Annotated in this window: 16 protein-coding genes; 4 read left to right on the forward strand and 12 right to left on the reverse strand. The window is 51.7% G+C overall.

Translation table 11 applies throughout. The features are described from left to right. Nucleotides 1-24 precede the first annotated feature (24 nt). Complete coding sequence (locus OGW44_RS11180; protein ID WP_003027506.1) at nucleotides 25-252, reverse strand: YejL family protein; 228 nt, start codon at nucleotides 250-252, stop codon at nucleotides 25-27. 134 nt (nucleotides 253-386) lie between these two features. On the opposite strand from OGW44_RS11180, the gene yejK reads away from it, so the two are divergent. Further along, entirely contained in the window at nucleotides 387-1394 is a 1008-nt protein-coding gene (gene yejK, locus OGW44_RS11185; RefSeq protein ID WP_016157002.1) for a nucleoid-associated protein YejK, read from the forward strand. Nucleotides 1395-1515: 121 nt separating this feature from the next. Here yejK and rplY read toward each other — a convergent pair whose 3' ends face one another. Beyond that, nucleotides 1516-1800, reverse strand: a complete 285-nt coding sequence (rplY, locus tag OGW44_RS11190) for a 50S ribosomal protein L25 (protein ID WP_016153758.1) — start codon at nucleotides 1798-1800, stop codon at nucleotides 1516-1518. 124 nt (nucleotides 1801-1924) lie between these two features. Beyond that, the gene (gene radD, locus OGW44_RS11195) at nucleotides 1925-3685 is read right to left on the reverse strand and encodes a DNA repair helicase RadD (RefSeq protein ID WP_080858944.1); all 1761 of its coding nucleotides are present in this window, start codon (nucleotides 3683-3685) and stop codon (nucleotides 1925-1927) included. A gap of 150 nt (nucleotides 3686-3835) precedes the next feature. Here radD and rsuA point away from each other — a divergent pair, with 150 nt between their 5' ends. The 3 genes from rsuA to OGW44_RS11210 all read left to right on the forward strand — a co-directional run bounded on the left by rsuA (nucleotide 3836) and on the right by OGW44_RS11210 (nucleotide 6427). Continuing rightward, the gene (gene rsuA, locus OGW44_RS11200) at nucleotides 3836-4543 is read left to right on the forward strand and encodes a 16S rRNA pseudouridine(516) synthase RsuA (RefSeq protein ID WP_016153756.1); all 708 of its coding nucleotides are present in this window, start codon (nucleotides 3836-3838) and stop codon (nucleotides 4541-4543) included. Nucleotides 4544-4558: 15 nt separating this feature from the next. Further along, on the forward strand, nucleotides 4559-5749 hold the full coding sequence (locus OGW44_RS11205) for a Bcr/CflA family multidrug efflux MFS transporter (protein ID WP_016153755.1): 1191 nt from the start codon (nucleotides 4559-4561) through the stop codon (nucleotides 5747-5749). 333 nt (nucleotides 5750-6082) lie between these two features. Next, on the forward strand, nucleotides 6083-6427 hold the full coding sequence (locus OGW44_RS11210) for a YejG family protein (protein WP_029139605.1): 345 nt from the start codon (nucleotides 6083-6085) through the stop codon (nucleotides 6425-6427). A gap of 3 nt (nucleotides 6428-6430) precedes the next feature. Here the strand turns inward: OGW44_RS11210 and yejF are convergent, their stop codons facing one another. The 9 genes from yejF to OGW44_RS11255 all read right to left on the reverse strand — a co-directional run bounded on the left by yejF (nucleotide 6431) and on the right by OGW44_RS11255 (nucleotide 18092). Next, complete coding sequence (gene yejF, locus OGW44_RS11215) at nucleotides 6431-8020, reverse strand: microcin C ABC transporter ATP-binding protein YejF (protein WP_049268560.1); 1590 nt, start codon at nucleotides 8018-8020, stop codon at nucleotides 6431-6433. 1 nt (nucleotide 8021) lies between these two features. After that, entirely contained in the window at nucleotides 8022-9047 is a 1026-nt protein-coding gene (locus OGW44_RS11220; RefSeq protein ID WP_185654866.1) for an ABC transporter permease, read from the reverse strand. After that, the gene (locus OGW44_RS11225; RefSeq protein ID WP_016153751.1) at nucleotides 9047-10141 is read right to left on the reverse strand and encodes a microcin C ABC transporter permease YejB; all 1095 of its coding nucleotides are present in this window, start codon (nucleotides 10139-10141) and stop codon (nucleotides 9047-9049) included. Before OGW44_RS11225 ends, OGW44_RS11220 begins: the two co-directional genes overlap by 1 nt. Then, nucleotides 10142-11956: an extracellular solute-binding protein gene (locus OGW44_RS11230; protein WP_047500957.1), complete on the reverse strand. Its 1815-nt coding sequence runs from the start codon at nucleotides 11954-11956 to the stop codon at nucleotides 10142-10144. 99 nt (nucleotides 11957-12055) lie between these two features. Continuing rightward, entirely contained in the window at nucleotides 12056-13615 is a 1560-nt protein-coding gene (locus OGW44_RS11235) for a cyclic di-GMP phosphodiesterase (protein WP_016153749.1), read from the reverse strand. A 172-nt stretch (nucleotides 13616-13787) separates the two neighbouring features. After that, a complete protein-coding gene (mepS, locus tag OGW44_RS11240) occupies nucleotides 13788-14357 on the reverse strand; it encodes a bifunctional murein DD-endopeptidase/murein LD-carboxypeptidase (protein WP_003027474.1) in 570 nt (189 codons plus the stop codon). Between the two features lie 413 nt (nucleotides 14358-14770). After that, complete coding sequence (locus OGW44_RS11245) at nucleotides 14771-15484, reverse strand: phosphatase PAP2 family protein (protein ID WP_019077242.1); 714 nt, start codon at nucleotides 15482-15484, stop codon at nucleotides 14771-14773. A gap of 35 nt (nucleotides 15485-15519) precedes the next feature. Further along, nucleotides 15520-16506, reverse strand: coding sequence for a CobW family GTP-binding protein (locus OGW44_RS11250; RefSeq protein WP_185654865.1), 987 nt, complete (start codon nucleotides 16504-16506; stop codon nucleotides 15520-15522). A gap of 119 nt (nucleotides 16507-16625) precedes the next feature. After that, complete coding sequence (locus OGW44_RS11255) at nucleotides 16626-18092, reverse strand: mannitol dehydrogenase family protein (RefSeq protein ID WP_185654864.1); 1467 nt, start codon at nucleotides 18090-18092, stop codon at nucleotides 16626-16628. Nucleotides 18093-18094 lie beyond the last annotated feature (2 nt).

Here is an 18094-nt window from a genome sequence, read left to right on the forward strand (position 1 = left end):
TGTTCGTTTCCCCGGAGCAGGCTCTTAATGCGCTTGGTCGTCGTTTACCGAAGACTGCAATGCGCGGGCAAAAGAGTTGGCAATCGCCTGGCGCTGGGCCGGTGCGATGCTTGTATTGATAAGGTTAGTCACCATATTTCCCAGTACCATCAGGGAAAGGTCGGTCGGCGCCTTATGTTTTTCCAGTACGTTGAGCATCTCATTCAGCAGTTGTTCAACGTGTTCGTCACTATAGCGGGAAATTTGTGGCATAAATCGAAATCAGTCTGTTCATGAAAGGGCAACATATTACCGTACAGACAGTTTTTTTTCTGCTTTTTTATCTTCTATTGCGTCACTGCCCGGCAGGTGGTTGAATACCGCCCGGTCTAAAAGGAGAGTTTATCATGAGTCTGGATATCAACCAGATTGCCCTGCACCAGCTTATCAAACGTGACGAGCAGAACCTTGAGCTGGTCTTGCGCGATTCATTACTGGAACCGACAGCGACCGTTGTCGATATGATGGCTGAGTTGCATCGGGTGTACAGCGCCAAGAATAAAGCTTATGGCCTGTTTAGCGCAGAGAGTGAACTGGCGCAAACGCTGCGTTTACAGCGTCAGGGCGAAGAGGATTTTCTGGCCTTTAGTCGTGCAGCGACTGGGCGCTTGCGAGACGAACTGGCGAAATATCCTTTTGCTGATGGCGGCATTGTCCTGTTCTGCCATTACCGCTATCTGGCGGTAGAGTATCTGCTGGTCGCCGTGCTGAACAATTTAAGCAGTATGCGCGTCAATGAAAATCTGGATATCAACCCGACGCACTATCTGGATATCAATCATGCGGATATCGTGGCGCGTATTGATTTAACCGAGTGGGAAACCAACCCGGAGTCCACGCGCTATCTGACGTTCCTGAAAGGGCGGGTAGGGCGCAAAGTCGCCGATTTCTTTATGGACTTCCTGGGTGCCAGCGAGGGGCTTAACGCCAAAGCGCAAAACCGCGGCCTGTTGCAGGCGGTCGATGACTTTACCGCCGAGGCGCAACTCGATAAAGCAGAACGCCAGAACGTGCGTCAGCAGGTGTACAGCTACTGTAACGAGCAACTGCAGGCCGGTGAAGAGATCGAGTTGGAGTCGCTGTCCAAAGAGCTTTCCGGCGTCAGTGAAGTCAGCTTCAGCGAATTTACCGCTGATAAAGGCTACGAACTGGAAGAGAGCTTCCCGGCAGATCGCAGCACGCTGCGCCAGTTAACCAAATTTGCCGGAAGCGGCGGCGGGTTAACCATCAACTTCGACGCCATGTTACTGGGTGAGCGTATTTTCTGGGATCCAGCCACAGATACTTTGACCATCAAAGGTACGCCGCCGAACCTGCGCGATCAGCTACAGCGTCGTACCTCGGGCGGGAAATAAAGCCGTTTGCCGGATGGGGGCGTTAACGCCTTATCCGGCTTGCGTGATTCATCTTTACCGCCAACAAAATCCCATAAAAAAACCCCGCCGAGGCGGGGTTTTTCTTTCAACTTGTAAGCGATTACGCGCGAACGAAGTCGATGTGTGCCAGCTTCGGCTTGAACGGGTGACGCTGTACAGCCTGAGCTTTAACTTTCACTTCTTTACCGTCAACAACGATGGTCAGAACTTCGCTGTAGAATTCAGCTTTAGCTTGCATGTTCATAACTGCATCGTGATCCAGTTCGATAGCAACCGGGGCTTCTGCGCCACCATAGATGATTGCCGGGAACTTGTTAGCGGCACGCAGGCGGCGGCTCGCACCCTTACCCTGCTCTTTACGTACTTCAGCGTTGATAGTAAACATTTAAATCTCTCTTTAATAATTCCTGCTACAGGCGACCCAGCAACAGGTAAGTGATCTGCTTTGCGTATGCAAAAGCGGGCGAGATTCTATACTTAAACGGCTGGTACATCAATCAAAAGTACGATTAACCGCGTAATTCATGTGCCCGACGATAGCGTCCTTCATAATCGAAGACCTTTTCACGGACCTGCCAGTACTGACCTTTCATGCGCGCCACCACGAAATCAGGATGACGTAACAGCGCCTGCTGGGCGAGGATATCGGCGGCGGTTATCCAGCGTAAGGGAATGCCGGGCGTTCGGGTGTGCGGGCGAATAAACAGTTGCTCGAAAGCCGTACGCTGCGCGGGAGTATGCAGGCGAAAGCGTTCGCTAACGTCGGCACCATCTTCATCGTAATAGGTGATTTTTAGCCATTCGCCTTTTTCATCCTGGCCGTTTTGTAACACCATGCCGCTACAGCGCAGGACCAGCGCATCTTTGAGCCTGAGCGCGGCTTTCAGCATGTCATCTGGATCAACCAGCACCGTGTCGCACTCCCGACAACGGCGGGCGGCGATATCATTTTCCGCGTTGCATTGTGGGCAGTTTTTAAAACGAAAACGAAAATCGCACTGTTCGCGATGGCCGTCATCATCTTCAAACCACCCCTGACAGCGGCGGCCAAAGTGTTCAATCAGCGTGCCGTCTGCCGTTGTTTTGCCCCAGAAGGTGTTTGCAAACCCGCAGGTGGGACAGAACACCTGCACCGGAACGTTATCGCTTTTCCCTTTCGGCGCCCCCACTTCCGGCGCGTAAAGATCGTGCGGGTTACCGGCATAATCGAGGATCAGACAGTCGGTTTTACCCGGTGCCAGGCGCAGGCCGCGACCGACAATTTGTTGGTAAAGGCTAACTGACTCCGTCGGGCGCAGAATGGCGATAAGGTCGACGTGCGGGGCATCGAAGCCAGTGGTCAGGACCGACACATTCACCAGATAGCGAAAGCGCTGGGCTTTGAACTCTTCAATCAGCACATCACGCTCTGCACCAGGCGTGTCTCCGGTGATTAGCGCGGCATCGTCAGCAGGCAGCAGGCCCAGAATTTCTTTGGCGTGCTCCACTGTGGCGGCGAAAATCATCACCCCTTTGCGCGTCTGGGCAAACTCGACAATCTGGCTGATGATATGCGGCGTTATTCGCTGCTGCTTTTTCAGTTCCTGATTCAGATCCGTTTCGCTAAACAGGCCGTTACTCTGCGCCTGCAGGCGGCTGAAGTCATACTGCACTACCGGCATGTCGAGGCGTTCTGGCGGCGTCAGGTAGCCGTGTTTAATCATGTAACGCAACGGTAATTCATAAATGCAGTCACGAAACAGCGCTTTTTCATCGCCGCGCACCATACCGTGATAATGAAAGTGATAAATCCAGCCTTTGCCCAAACGAAAAGGAGTGGCAGTAAGCCCGAGCAGGCGTAAGTGGGGATTTACTTTGGTCAGGTGAGTGAGGATTTGCTGATATTGACTCTCGTCGTCATCACCAATACGGTGACATTCATCGACGATAAGCAGCGAGAATTCTCCCTGAAAGGCGTCAAGATTACGCGCCACCGACTGTACGCTGCCAAATACCACTTTCCCGTGGCTCTCTTTACGCTTCAGTCCTGCGGCAAAAATATCGGCTTCCAGCCCCAACGCGCGATATTTGCCATGGTTTTGCGCGACCAGTTCTTTAACGTGCGCCAGTATCAGCACGCGACCACGCGCCACGCGGGCCAGTTCAGCAATCACCAGGCTTTTTCCCGCACCGGTTGGCAGGACGATAACCGCTGGCGTGCGATGGTGGCGGAAATGGTTGAGCGTGGCATCCACGGCTTCTTTTTGGTACGGGCGAAGAGTAAAAATCATGGGCTCATTAAGGTAAGCAGCAACAATGTATAGTATGCCATGAATCATTTCCCTTGAGGGATGGTGTAACGCCGCTATACTGGGCGGATAATCGTCCCACTTTTCGGGCGCAATCCCGCTTCTTGTTTTTTACAGGCAAAAATCACACTCATGCGACTTGATAAATTTATCGCTCAGCAACTCGGCGTCAGCCGCGCTATTGCCGGGCGTGAGATCCGTGCTAACCGCGTTACCGTCGACGGTGAAATCGTCAAAAACAGTGCCTTTAAGCTGCTGCCAGAACACGACGTAGAATATGACGGCAATTCCCTGATTCAACAAAATGGCCCGCGCTATTTTATGCTGAATAAACCTCAGGGTTATGTTTGCTCAACGGATGACCCGGATCACCCGACAGTGCTCTATTTCCTTGATGAGCCGGTTGCCTACAAACTGCATGCGGCAGGGCGCCTGGATATCGACACCACCGGACTGGTGCTGATGACCGATGACGGACAGTGGTCGCATCGCATCACTTCGCCACGTCACCATTGTGAGAAAACCTATCTGGTGACGCTGGAGTCGCCGGTGGCAGATGACACCGCCGAACAGTTTGCCCATGGCGTACAACTGCATAATGAGAAAGACCTGACCAAACCGGCCGTGCTGGAGGTTATTACGCCAACTCAGGTGCGATTGACCATCAGCGAAGGGCGCTATCATCAGGTTAAACGTATGTTTGCCGCCGTCGGTAACCACGTTGTTGAACTGCACCGTGAACGGATTGGTGACATCAAGCTTGATGAGGATCTGGAGCCGGGTGAATACCGTCCATTGACCGAAGAAGAAATCGCCAGCGTTAACTTAACCCCGCGTTAATTTCAGGAGCTAAATGTGACCACCCGGCAGAACTCGTCAATTGCCATTGTCTTTATCCTTGGCTTGTTAGCCATGCTGATGCCGTTGTCGATTGATATGTATCTTCCGGCACTACCTGTTATCTCTGAACAGTTTGGTGTGCCTGCAGGTAGCGCGCAGATGACCCTCAGTACCTATATTCTTGGGTTCGCGGTGGGGCAGTTACTCTATGGTCCAATGGCTGACAGCATTGGGCGCAAGCCGGTGATTCTGGGCGGGACGCTGGTGTTTGCGGCGGCGGCAGTTGCCTGTGCGCTGGCACAAACTATCGATCAACTGATCGTGATGCGTTTCTTCCATGGTCTGGCTGCGGCTGCGGCGAGCGTGGTTATCAACGCCCTGATGCGCGATATCTATCCGAAGGAAGAGTTTTCGCGCATGATGTCATTTGTCATGCTGGTCACGACAATTGCACCCTTACTGGCACCCATCGTGGGCGGCTGGGTATTGGTATGGCTGAGCTGGCACTACATCTTTTGGATCCTCGCCGTGGCGGCTATTCTGGCGTCGGTGATGATCTTTACGCTTATCAAAGAGACCTTGCCAGTTGAGCGCCGCCAGCCGTTTCGCTTGCGTACTACTCTCGGCAACTTTGCCTCGCTGTTTCGCCACAAGCGTGTACTGAGCTATATGCTGGCCAGTGGGTTTAGTTTTGCCGGGATGTTCTCGTTCCTGAGCGCCGGACCTTTTGTTTACATTGAGATTAACCACGTTTCACCGCAGCATTTCGGCTATTACTTCGCTCTGAACATTGTTTTCCTGTTCGTGATGACTATCATCAACAGCCGCTTTGTTCGTCGGGTTGGGGCGTTGAATATGTTCCGTACTGGCCTGTGGATCCAATTCGTGATGGCGGGCTGGATGGTCTTTAGCGCGCTGTTCGGGGTTGGTTTCTGGGCGCTGGTGGTGGGCGTTGCGGCGTTTGTTGGCTGCGTGTCGATGGTGTCATCCAACGCCATGGCGGTCATTCTGGATGAATTTCCGCATATGGCGGGAACGGCGTCATCGCTGGCAGGGACGTTCCGTTTTGGCATTGGTGCCATCGTTGGGGCGCTGCTGTCACTGGCGACTTTTAACTCGGCCTGGCCGATGATCTGGTCGATAGCGTTTTGCGCTACCTGCTCAATTCTCTTCTATCTCTACGCCAGCCGCGCCAAAAAACGGTGATCTATTACACAACCTGGGGGCGATAGGGCCTCCAGAGTTGATGTACATCAACCGAAAATCTATCAACTTCCCCGCTTATGTTTATTTTATGTAAAATCAATTTATGTAAAAAGTCACATCATTGTAGTTAAAAAGGTTGAGTTAGATCGCAGAAACGAGTACATATAGCGCGGAAATATGCCAGAACCGTTGAATAAATTTAAATATTTGGTTCGGAAAGTGGCATAAAGTCAGGGTGTAAACGTTTACGAACTGTTTAAAGACGTATTGTCAATGATGTGTTAATATTGATGTAAAATAATTGTGAAGTGATTGTACTTCCAGGGAAAGAAAGTGATGACATTACAACTCTCAATCGTTCATCGTCTGCCACAGTGCTATCGTTGGTCGGTGGGTTTCGCAGGTTCAAAGGTTGAACCGATTCCGCAAAACGGTCAGAGCAATGAGAACAGCCTGGTGGCGCTCAAATTGCTTAGCCCTGATGGTGACAGCGCGTGGTCAGTCATGCATAAACTCAGCCAGGCCCTCAGCGACATTGAGGTACCTTGTTCCGTGTTGGAATGCGAAGGGGAGCCGTGCCTGTTTGTGAATCGTCAGGATGAATTTGCCGCGACCTGCAGACTGAAAAATTTCGGCGTGGCCATCGCAGAGCCGTTTTCAAATAACAATCCGTTTTGAGCGTCAGCTTAGCGCGAGCAGCTGACGCGTATATGCCTGCTGTGGCGCATTAAATACGTGCTCGCATTGTCCTTGCTCCACGACCTCTCCCTGCCTTAGCACAATAACCTGATGGCATAACGCGCGTACTACGTGCAAATCATGGCTGATAAAGATATAAGCCAGGCGATGCTTTTCCTGTAAAGACTTTAATAACGTCAGGATTTGCGCCTGTACGGTTCTGTCGAGCGACGATGTTGGTTCATCCAGAATGATCAGGGAAGGCTTGAGAATCAAGGCTCTGGCAATGGCTATGCGTTGACGTTGACCGCCGGAAAACTCCGCCGGGTAACGATGCCGCGTTTCGCTATCCAGTCCCACTTCCGCCATTACCGCTTTCACCTGCGCTTCGCGCTGTTCGGCTGACAGAGTTGGCTGATGAACGCGTAGTCCCTCCTCAATAATCTGTAGCACGCTCAGGCGCGGGTTCAGCGAGGAGTTGGGATCCTGAAAAACAACCTGAATGCGGTGACGTACCGGTAACAGCTGGCGGCGATTTAAGGTATGCAGCGCGAGGCCATCGAACACAATGCTTCCCTGTGAGGTGATTAACCTCAGTAACGCCAGCCCGGTAGTGCTTTTCCCCGATCCTGACTCCCCGACCAGCCCCAGCGTTTCACCGGGTCGGAGGGAAAAACTGACGTTGTTAACCACAACGTTATGGTCCACCACGCGCTTCAGGATACCTTTACGGATGGGGAAGGCAACGCAGAGTTTTTCCACTTCCAGCAATGGCGCTTGCCCGGCAGGTACAGGCACCGGATCGCCGGAAGGTTCGCTGTTTAACAATTTCTGCGTGTAGGGATGCGTTGGCGCAGTGAGCAGCTGTGCTGCTCGATTTTGCTCAACGCACTGGCCGTTTTGCATCACCGCAACGGTATCGGCCAGTTTTTTCACAATGCTGAGGTTGTGGGTGATAAACAGTAATCCCATGTTCAGCTCGCGCTGTAGCTCCCGCAGCAGCTGTAGTATTTGCGCCTGTACGGATACATCCAGCGCGGTGGTCGGTTCATCGGCAATAAGCAGCTCCGGTCGCGTAAGCAGCGCCATGGCGATCATTACGCGCTGGCGTTCGCCGCCGGACAGTTGGTGCGGATAGTCTGCGAGACGTTTGGCCGCCTGACGGATGCCGACCCGATCCAGACAGGTCAGTATTTCTGCCCGCGCGGCCTCCCGACGCATTCCCCGATGCAGCGACAGCACTTCATACAGCTGTTTTTCAAGGTTGTGAAGCGGGTTTAGCGACACCATTGGCTCCTGGAAAATCATGGCGATTTTATTCCCACGAACGCCGCGAAGCGTCTGCTCATCGGCATGAAGCAATGATTCGCCATGAAAACGGATGTCGCCGGAAAGGTAGACTGCGGGAGGGGTCGGTAATAACCGTAGAATAGAAAGCGCGGTCACGCTTTTACCTGAACCGGACTCGCCCACCAGCGCCAGAGTTTGCCCGGCATCAACCCTCAGTGAGAGGGTATTGACCACGGTGCGCACGGTCTCCTGTTGGCGAAAACCTACCGATAAATTTTCAATAGCTAACAGTGGTTGTGTCATCTTAAATCGCCTTGTTGGGATCGAACGCGTCGCGTACCGCTTCACCAATAAATATCAGTAGCGATAATAGCAGGGCAACGGAGATGAACGCGGTGATGCCAAGCCACGGTGCCTGCAGGTTGTTTTTACCCTGTAACAGGAGTTCTCCCAGCGATGGCGAGCCAAGCGGTAAGCCGAAGCCAAGAAAATCCAGCGAGGTCAGAGTGGTGATCGAGGCGCATAATATAAACGGTAAAAAGGTCAGGGCGGCGACCATCGCATTGGGCAGCATATGGCGCAGAATAATACTGCGATCGCTCACGCCGAGCGCCTGAGCGGCACGAATGTAATCAAAGTTTCGGGTACGTAAAAATTCCGCGCGTACCACGCCAACCAGGCTCATCCAGCCAAACAGCACGGTAATGCCCAGTAGCCACCAGAAGTTTGGCTGGACCACGCTCGACAGCAGTATGATCAAAAACAGCGTTGGCATACCTGACCAAACCTCAATGAATCGTTGCCCCCACAAATCCACCTTGCCGCCATAATAGCCCTGGATTGCGCCAGCCATGATCCCCATCACGCTGGAGCACAGGGTTAGCATTAATCCAAACAGGACAGAAATACGTGTGCCGTAGAGGATCCGTGCCAGAACATCACCACCGTTGGCGTCCGTTCCCAGCCAGTTTTGTGCAGAAGGCGGGGAAGGGAAGGGCTTATCAGTGGCAAAGTTAATGCTGGTGGCTCCAAAGCGTATCGGCGCCCACAGGATCCAGCCCCGGTTTTCCAGGCGCTGCTGTAACCACGGATCCTGATAATCAGCCTGGGTCGCCAATGGTCCGCCGAAGTCGCTTTCACTGTAGTTTTTGAACAGGGGGAAATACCAGCTACTGTCGTAGCGCACCAGTAGCGGCTTATCATTGGCAATCAGTTCTGAACACAGGCTAAGGCCGAAGAGCAGTAGAAAAATCCACAGCGACCAATAGCCGCGACGGTTATGGCGAAAACGCGCCCTGCGGGCCTGATTGACGGGGCTTAATCGCGACATTAGCGTCCCTCAAAATCAATACGGGGATCGACCAGCGTGTAGCTGATGTCGCTGAGGATATTCAGCAGCAGACCGATCAGGGTGAAGATATAGAGCGTGCCAAACATTACCGGGTAGTCACGTGATACGGTGGATTCATAACCCAGTAGTCCCAGACCGTTAAGTGAAAACATCACTTCAATCAGCAGCGAACCGGTAAAAAACATGCTGATAAACGTTGCTGGGAAGCCAGCGATTACCAGCAACATGGCATTGCGAAACACATGTTTCCACAGAATGTTTTTCTCGCTGACCCCTTTGGCGCGCGCGGTGACGACATACTGTTTGCGTACCTCATCCAGAAATGAGTTTTTGGTCAGCATGGTTAGCGCGGCAAACCCCCCAACCACCGTCGCCAGCACTGGCAGGGTAATATGCCAAAGGTAGTCGGTCACTTTCTGATACCAGGGCAGGGAATCAAAATTGGCGGAAACCAGTCCGCGAAGCGGGAACAGGTCGTAATAGCTGCCCCCGGCAAAAAAGACGATCAGTAAAATCGCAAACAAAAAGGCCGGTATGGCATAGCCAATAATAATGAATGCGCTGCTCCAGACATCAAATCGGCTGCCGTTGTGAACGGCTTTGCGGATCCCAAGCGGTATCGACACCAGATAGATAATGAGCGTACTCCATAGCCCCAGCGTGACGGAAACAGGCAGGCTGTCTTTGATAAGCGTCAGCACTGAGGCGCTACGAAACAGACTGTCGCCGAAATCAAAACGAATATAGTCCCAGAGCATTTTGAAATAACGCTCATGAATGGGCTTATCGAACCCGTAACGGCGAGTGATTTCGGCGATCACTTCCGGGTCAAGACCACGGCCACCTCGGTAATTACTGTCGCTGATATTGCCGACGCCGGTTTGCGCGTGGCTGGCGCGAATGCCTTCACTACCCGCGCCGGGTAATGCCCCGCTTTGTCCGAACTCAATAGCGGCGACGGCCTGCTCAACTGGACCACCGGGGGCAATCTGCACGATAAAAAAGTTGATGGTGATGATGGCCCAAAGCGTTGGGATCACCAGTAGCAGACGTCGAATCAGATAAGCGCCCATTTATTCTCCCTGCCGTCTGGCTGCTGGCAGTTTCGCCGCTTTGTTAACGTCGTACCACCAGTTGTCGAGACCAATGGTATAAATGGGGCGAATAGCTGGATGCGAAAACTTATCCCACCAGGCGATGCGATCCTCTGCCATAAACCACATCGGCAACATGTAGTAGTTCCAGGTTAATACCCTGTCCAGTGCCCGACCAAGTGGGATTAGTTTGGCTTTATCACCCTGCGCCGCGATGATTTGGTTGATCAGTTTATCAATCACCGGGCTTTGCACGCCCGGGGCGTTATAGCTGGAGTCAATATATTCAGAGGCCCAGAGAATTTGCAGGTCCGAACTTGGCCACGGCATTGCGCGATACAATCTCGGCATCATGTCATAGTCACGACTGCGCAGCCGGTTTGTGATTTGTGAGTTATCAACCTGGCGGATGTTCATTGTAATGCCTAAGCGCTGCAAGTTGTGCTGGAACGGCAGCACCCACTGACTGTTACTGCCCGCCGGGAGCAACAGTTCAAAGCTCAGGGGTTTACCGTTGGCGCTGTTTACGCGCTGTTGTCCCTTAAGTACCCATCCTGCCTGCTCCAGTAAGGCATCGGCTTTCAACAGGTTGTCACGATCGTAGCCATCGCCTTTTGATTTCGGCGGCTGATAAATTTGGCTGAAGACCTCAGGAGGGAGATCTTTTTTCAAGGGCGCAAGTATTACCAGTTCATCCGCATCGGGGTAATTTTTAGCGGCATACTCGGTATTCTGAAAATAGCTGTTGGTCCGGCTCCAGGCGTTATAGAACAGAGCTTTATTCATCCATTCAAAATCAAAGGCCAGGGTGATGGCTTCTCGCACCCGTCGGTCGCTGAACACCGGGCGCTGAATATTAAACGCCAGCCAACGCGTATCCTGGGCGGATTCGTTTTTTTGCTCATCTTTGATGATGTAATGATTCGCGAAATTTTTACCGGTATAACGTGTCGCCCAGTTTTTGGCATCGTTTTCAAGACGCAGGTCAAACGCTCCGGCCTTAAACGCTTCAAAGGCGACGTTGTCATCCAGATAGTAGTCGTAGCGGATGGTATCAAAGTTCCAGCGGCCACGGTTGACGGGCAGATTAGCGGCCCAATAATCGTTGACGCGCGAATAGACAATGTACTGACCCATCTTCCATTTCGTGATGCGATAAGGACCGCTGGCGAGCGGAGGCGATGATAAGGGATCGCTGAGCTTATGATCTTTCCAGTACTTCTCTGGCATCACGGGTAATGAAAACAGGCTGAGCATGTCCTCTTTACCCGGTTTGGCTAATTCAATACGTACGGTTAATGGCGCGATCGCTTTTACCGTTGTTCCCTTGTAGACCAGGCGAAATTGCGGCACGCCTTCAGTCATAAATTTGTGGAAGGTGAATGCGACATCGCTGGCGGTAATGGGGGAGCCATCGTGAAAACGCGCTCGCGGATTGATGGCGATTTCTACCCAGGAATAGTCATCAGCATAGCGTGCGCTGTCGGCGATGAGCGGATAATAGCTGCCAGGTTCATCGTCAGAGGTGGTAAACAGCGTATCGTAAAGCGTTTCGGTACGTGCTCCGGGATTACCGCGCATCGCATAGCGGTTGAAGTTATCGAACGTGCCGATGGCGGAGAGGGTGATTTGCCCGCCTTTGGGGGCCGCAGGGTTGACGTAATCAAAGTGATTAAAGTTAAACGCGTACTTTGGTTCGCCCAGTACGGCAAAAGCATAGCTTTCTTTGATGGACTGCGCCTCGGCGCTAAACCCGATGAGGGCGATAAACAGCAGCAATACGCGAGGGATCATTAAATGCGATTTCCTTTTCCTGCCACAACCCGACGGGCATCATGCCTGAAAGATAAGGGATGTGGCGGCGAGTGAGAGTATATGATTCGCATACTGCGATCACCACGTCGGCTTATTGGGCTGCGCCATCCAACGCACGAAATCAGCAAGTTTTAATGGTCGGCTAATCCAGTATCCCTGGAAAAAATGCACTCCACGATCGCGCAGCCAACGGGCTTGCTCAGGCGTTTCAACCCCTTCAGCAACCGTCAGCATATTAAGACGCTTAGAGAGTGTCAACACGGCGTCCAGAACCGGAGAGGTCAGGGTCTCTGTTCCAATGGCGTTAATAAAGCCGCGATCGATTTTCAGGTAGTCAACGGTAAAGCGTTCCAGATAAATCAGCGCGCTATGACCGGTGCCAAAATCATCAATGGCAATTTCAAAACCTGCGGAATGAAGCCATTCAAAAAGCTTTGTGGCCTCGTGTTGATTAAGCATATCCCGTTCGGTGATTTCCAGCACCATCTGGAAATGGTTTGCGGGAAGCGAGGCCTGCAGGTGATGAATGTCGTCTTTAAACGTCTCGCCGTGCAGATGCGTTGGCGCGATATTGATCCCCAATTTTGCTCCAGCGGGTAACACTTTTTGCAGCATCGGTGCGTCCTGGGCTATCAACTTAAAGAGATGCTGGGTCAGCGGGACAATCATTTTCTGGGATTCAGCGTAGTGAATAAAAGCATCCGGTGGGATCTCACCCGTTGTCGGATGATTCCAGCGTAATAACACCTCTACACCTTTCACCTCCAGTGTCTGCACCTCTACCACGGGCTGGTACACCACATAAAACTGGTTATGTTTGATTGCGTTGAGTATATCTTTGCCCGGACGTAAACGGATGGTGTAGATGTAGTACCAGAGAAGAAGCGCGGCAATAATCCCCGCCATGCATCCCAACATAATCGAATACCAGATGTCGGTATAGGTCCACTCATCGGCATATAAACGAATCTGTAGCGGAATACCTTCCACGGTCGCCTGCCGCCAGTGAGAGTGGGGCAGAGCGGAGGCATCAATAATCCGTGATGAAAATGTTGAAATCGCGTTATCACCGACGACTATGGCAATGCCATTAAAATCATCCTGTCGGGCGGTATAAAGCAGGTAAGGGGCCAGATTAATATTCAGTGAGGTAAACACGCCGCTATCAGTGAACGATGGGTTCCGGTGCCAAATCATTATCGCCGGCTTGTTCGGCATCATGGGCGTGCCGGGGAGTAATTCCACATCAATATTTCTGCTGATATCGAGGCTTGGGACCAGATCTAAAATCGGGGTGAACATTGCGCCCGTTGCGGAGGAGCAGAAAGCAATGCCGTTTTTGACCAGTAAAAATGCGCGAACGTTGAGGCTAAAGGCCGCGCTGGAGGTCAGTTGAGCAGCGACTTGTTGGCAACTGTTGGCGACCAGTGGCTGAAGGTCATCTGTGGTGGATTTGAGATCGGCGAAGTAGCTGCTGACATAATTCTGGATATCGGAAAGGAGCGTGTCGTACTTAATGTCTCGTTTATGCCAGGTCACGAAAAATTGCAGGGTACTCACCAGGAGCGCGACGATAAGCCCCGTTAACATACAGGAAAGCAGGATTTTCTGATTGGATGAAGAGGAGCGTTTAAACATAGTTCCTTATGTTTACCTGAGTTAACCGCTTATTCTGTATGAATATAACCTGAAATGACTCACCTTGTGAGATTTTTCTTAGTCACAAGACAAAGCAAAAAAAAAGCACCGCCGAAGCAGTGCTTTTCAAAATGTCTCATCAGGATAGCCAAGGGATAGCTGCCAAACGAAATTAACTGCGGCTCAGGACCCGGCGAGCTTCGTTGTAACGTTTTTTCCAGTAAGGTTCGTTCATGCTGGAAATGATAACGCCGCTGCTGGTCGAGGCGTGTACGAACTGGTTATTGCCGATATAAATACCGACGTGACGGCCAGTGGAGCCAGCACGGAACAGAACCAGATCGCCTGTGCGCAGGTTAGTGCGCGAAACGGATTTACCCGTTTCCTGTTGTTCGTAGGTTGAGCGAGGAAGCTCTAAACCAAATTGCTCGCGGAACGTACGTTGTACGAAGCTTGAACAATCAATACCTTTTTTGGTGCTGCCGCCAAGGCGGTAACGCACGCCTTTCCAGTCAGCATACTGGTCCATAATACGTGATTTAACATCTATATTACGGACCATATTTTCAAATTCATCCTGAGAGGCTTGCAGTGAAGAGTTATCTCCATTGCCCACAGCATGCGTCTCAGAATGCATATTCCTGGCGGTGTTCGTTGTGCTACATGCAGAAAGCAGAACCGCAACTGCTATCGCGGGTATGCCCCGCAAGATATATCTCAAAATCGGTTGAGATTTGACCATTTTGTTTGTTTTCCCTTGAAGTCCTTAACGATAAATATCGTTATAAAAAATGCCAAACGTGACGAGACTAATTACCATCGCACGATGAGACAATTCTTTAAGGTCAAATCTGTGGCAGAACGCACAAATTTATTCCTGAAGAGAATAATTATCCCGCGAGGCAAAACGAGTTCGAGATTACCCGATCGGTCCGGTCATTGCGAGTGAATTTACGTGATTTCTTATAAGAAAAATTGATACAGAAAGTGAATAACCGGCATTGCCTAAATTAAGAACAATCGGGATAAAAAAGACGCAACCCAATCATTTTAAAGATGAATAAGATGACGGGAGAATGACAGCCAGAATGATGAAATATCGACAAGCATCATCAGGGAATCAGAGTTTTCCCTGATGATGTTAATTAATGTGCGTTATTTGTTTAAAAAATGTTTGTTTTTACCGGGCAGATAATTCGCAAACAGAGTGACTAATCGGTCGCTTAACGGTGTCATTAGCCACCAGGGCAGACCAATCAAGACGACAGTCATGGAACCGATCACGATATCGGTGAGCCAGTGAGCGCCAATCATTATGCGTGGAAAGGCAAAAACCACAGCGATAATAAGGCCGATTATTCCGGCGACTTTTCCGAAATAACGCAGCATAAATGCGGAAAAAATAAGCAGCATCATACCGTGATCGCCGGGGAAACTGTCTCTGGACGCATCTTTAGTCGGAATATGCAGCAGTTCGCTGACGCGATAAATATTATCCAGCATCAGAGTAGGGCTGGCGCGTTTAACGGGAATAAGCGCCTGGCCTAACTGATTTAATACCACTGCGGTGAGCAGCATAACCAGGCCAATAGCGACAATGCGTCGGCGACCTTCCGACGTTTCTTTCAGCCAAAAATGCAGCATCAAGGCGCCCATTGCCAGCAATGAGCAACCATCAAATGCCCGGTTATTGGTAATAGCAACAATCCACAAGAACTGCGGGCTTTCCACCAGTTTCTGGTTAAAGAAGCGGAAAACGCCCGTATCCAATGAAGACCAGATCCCATGTCCGGCAGGAAGATACCAGGACAGAAACAGCGCCAGCCCCGCAATATTGAGTAGGAGAATAAGAGGGTATCGGGTTTTCATCATCGTTTACCATTGCTATAAAAACGAAGGCAACCTTACGCGTTAGCGTCTAAACGAAGTCTCAACAATGCACTCTGTAGCGTATTCCAGTCGGTCTCAGTATCGGCGATGAGTTCAATACGGCTATCCGGTGGCGCGACGTTTTGCGTCTCAATATGCCAGTCGTCTCCCTGGCGGTTAATGCGCACCAGCCCTTCCTTTATACGCATGACACCTTTCACGCGCCCCACGGGGGCAAGACGGGACCATTCCAGCAGACCGATGGTATCGAACACCGTATCGGCGTCAAAAATCCAACCGCAGGCCTGATGGCCCTGGCCGCTGTTCAGGCTGCGCCGCCAGCGCTGCTGTGACGGCAGACTCAATGCCGCCAGTCCCTTTTTGTCTGCATGGCTATGGGCGTGCTCTGCGCTTGCAGGAAGCTCTGCCAGGTTTAGTCGGGGTAAATCCAGTAACTGCCCGTCAATTTGCCCATGGTCGGCATGAACCAACTGGCGATTACCGCCGTAGTGTTGCCACCATGTTTGCAAGGCGTTTTCGCTTTCCGCTGTGGCGCGGTCGGCTTTATTGGCAACAATGATATCTGCGGCGGCCAACTGATCGCGGAAATTGTCATTGGCGACGCTTTTTTCATCCAGTAACAGCCGGGGGTCAAGAATACAGAGGGTCGCGCGCAGATCGATCCACGGTTCGTAAACCGGTGCGGTGAATAAATCCAGAATTTGTTTGGGGTGTCCGAGGCCGGTGGGTTCAATCAGCAATCGATCGGGTTTTCCCTGACGCAGCAGCGTATTGAGGCCAACCTGCATCGGTAGACCGTTAACGCAGCACATACAGCCGCCGGGGATCTCTTTTAGCAATGCGCCGCTGTCGGCTAACAGGGCGCCATCAATACCTACTTCACCAAACTCATTGACCAGCACGGCCCACTTCTCTGCGGGATCCTTGTTCGCCAATAGATGAAGAATAGAGGTGGTTTTGCCACTGCCGAGAAAACCAGTGATGAGATTGGTTTTAGTCACAATTACTCCAGAATCATAAATTACCGTAATGGCATTTAACAATCCTGGCGAAAAATGGGGAAAAAGAGAAGGGGTGAGGGGACGAAGACGTGCTTCGTCCTGTTTAATGGCAGAAATCGTTAATTTTTTAACGTTTCAATGACAGCCTGATGCGCACCGTATTGGGCAATACGTTGCCAGGCCTGTTGAATGGCCGCGACAAACTGCGGATTCTGTACGAGATCGGCGGCGAAAATCTCATGCAGCGAAAGCAGGGCGCTGACGCGTTCTGATTCAGTGCTCTGTGCCACCAGAGCGGCAATTTTCTCACTGAGCGGGTCACGAATATCAATCGTAGCGCCTGAATCATCCACACCGCTCACGTAGCGCATCCAGCCTGCGATGCCGAGCGCCAACAGCGGCCACTCGCTTTGACGTGCTAAATGCACGCGGATCCCTTCCAGCATTCGCTGGGGTAATTTCTGGCTACCATCCATCGCGATTTGCCAGGTTTTGTGTTTCAGCGCCGGATTGGCAAAGCGGTCCAGCAGGCTTAAGGCATACTGGTTTAAATCAACATCGGTAATTTGCAGCGTGGGGGCCTGTTCGGTGAGCATTAGCCGGTAAGCGGCTTCACGAAATGCGCTATCCTGCATACAGTCGCTGATGTGCTGGAATCCGGCCAGATAGCCGAGATAAGCGAGAAACGAATGGCTGCCGTTCAGCATCCGCAGTTTCATTTGTTCCCACGGCAAGACGTTTTCAACCATCTGGACACCCGCGGTTTCCCATTGCGGACGACCACAGACAAAGTTGTCTTCAATCACCCACTGAATAAACGGCTCGCAGCTGATTGCGCAAGGATCGGCAACGCCCAGCTCACGGGCGATTTCAGCCAGCGACTCTTCGGTGGCGGCGGGAACAATCCGATCCACCATAGTACCCGGGAAACTGACGTGTTCCTGGATCCAGTGCGCCAGCTCAGGAGAGCGTTTTTCCGCCATCCCCAGTACGGCATTTTTTACCACATGACCATTGTCCGGGATGTTATCGCAGGAAAGGACGGTAAACGGCTGCAGTCCACGTTCACGTCGGCGGTGCAGCGCTTCTACGATTATACCGGGGGCGGAGTGCGGTTCAGCCGGTGTCTGCAGATCGTGAATAATACGCGCATTAGAGAGATCTAACGAACCCGTCGCCGGATCGATGCAGTAGCCTTTTTCAGTGATGGTTAACGAGACAATCGCGATCTGAGGCTCGCAGAATTTTTCAATAATGGCCGCCAGCGAATCCAGTGTGGCGTTCAGGCATTCGTTAACGGCACCGATAACAATAGGCTGGTTGCCGTTAACCCCTTTTTCTAACACGGTAAATAAATGATCCTGTTCGCGAAGCTGACGCATCAGCCGATCGCCACTGAACAGGCTGATCTCGCAAATCCCCCAGTCTCCGCCCTGCGCATTCAGCACCCTGTCGGTTAATAACGCCTGATGGGCGCGATGAAAAGCACCGAAACCAAAATGTACAATCCGCGTTTTTAATTTTTGGCGGTCGTACTGCGGCATCATGACATTTTCCGCCAGTGGCGCTGAGGCAATAGTTTTCATTA

The sequence above is a fragment of the Citrobacter sp. Cb023 genome, from assembly GCF_030336805.1.
GTDB lineage: Bacteria > Pseudomonadota > Gammaproteobacteria > Enterobacterales > Enterobacteriaceae > Citrobacter > Citrobacter braakii.

Bases quoted from the DNA above. Each gene is read 5' to 3' on its own strand.
- OGW44_RS11180 (WP_003027506.1), bottom strand. From the start codon at position 252: ATGCCACAAATTTCCCGCTATAGTGACGAACACGTTGAACAACTGCTG.
- yejK (WP_016157002.1), top strand. From the start codon at position 387: ATGAGTCTGGATATCAACCAGATTGCCCTGCACCAGCTTATCAAACGT.
- rplY (WP_016153758.1), bottom strand. From the start codon at position 1,800: ATGTTTACTATCAACGCTGAAGTACGTAAAGAGCAGGGTAAGGGTGCG.
- radD (WP_080858944.1), bottom strand. From the start codon at position 3,685: ATGATTTTTACTCTTCGCCCGTACCAAAAAGAAGCCGTGGATGCCACG.
- rsuA (WP_016153756.1), top strand. From the start codon at position 3,836: ATGCGACTTGATAAATTTATCGCTCAGCAACTCGGCGTCAGCCGCGCT.
- yejF (WP_049268560.1), bottom strand. From the start codon at position 8,020: ATGACACAACCACTGTTAGCTATTGAAAATTTATCGGTAGGTTTTCGC.
- OGW44_RS11220 (WP_185654866.1), bottom strand. From the start codon at position 9,047: ATGTCGCGATTAAGCCCCGTCAATCAGGCCCGCAGGGCGCGTTTTCGC.
- OGW44_RS11225 (WP_016153751.1), bottom strand. From the start codon at position 10,141: ATGGGCGCTTATCTGATTCGACGTCTGCTACTGGTGATCCCAACGCTT.
- OGW44_RS11230 (WP_047500957.1), bottom strand. From the start codon at position 11,956: ATGATCCCTCGCGTATTGCTGCTGTTTATCGCCCTCATCGGGTTTAGC.
- OGW44_RS11235 (WP_016153749.1), bottom strand. From the start codon at position 13,615: ATGTTTAAACGCTCCTCTTCATCCAATCAGAAAATCCTGCTTTCCTGT.
- mepS (WP_003027474.1), bottom strand. From the start codon at position 14,357: ATGGTCAAATCTCAACCGATTTTGAGATATATCTTGCGGGGCATACCC.
- OGW44_RS11245 (WP_019077242.1), bottom strand. From the start codon at position 15,484: ATGAAAACCCGATACCCTCTTATTCTCCTACTCAATATTGCGGGGCTG.
- OGW44_RS11255 (WP_185654864.1), bottom strand. From the start codon at position 18,092: ATGAAAACTATTGCCTCAGCGCCACTGGCGGAAAATGTCATGATGCCG.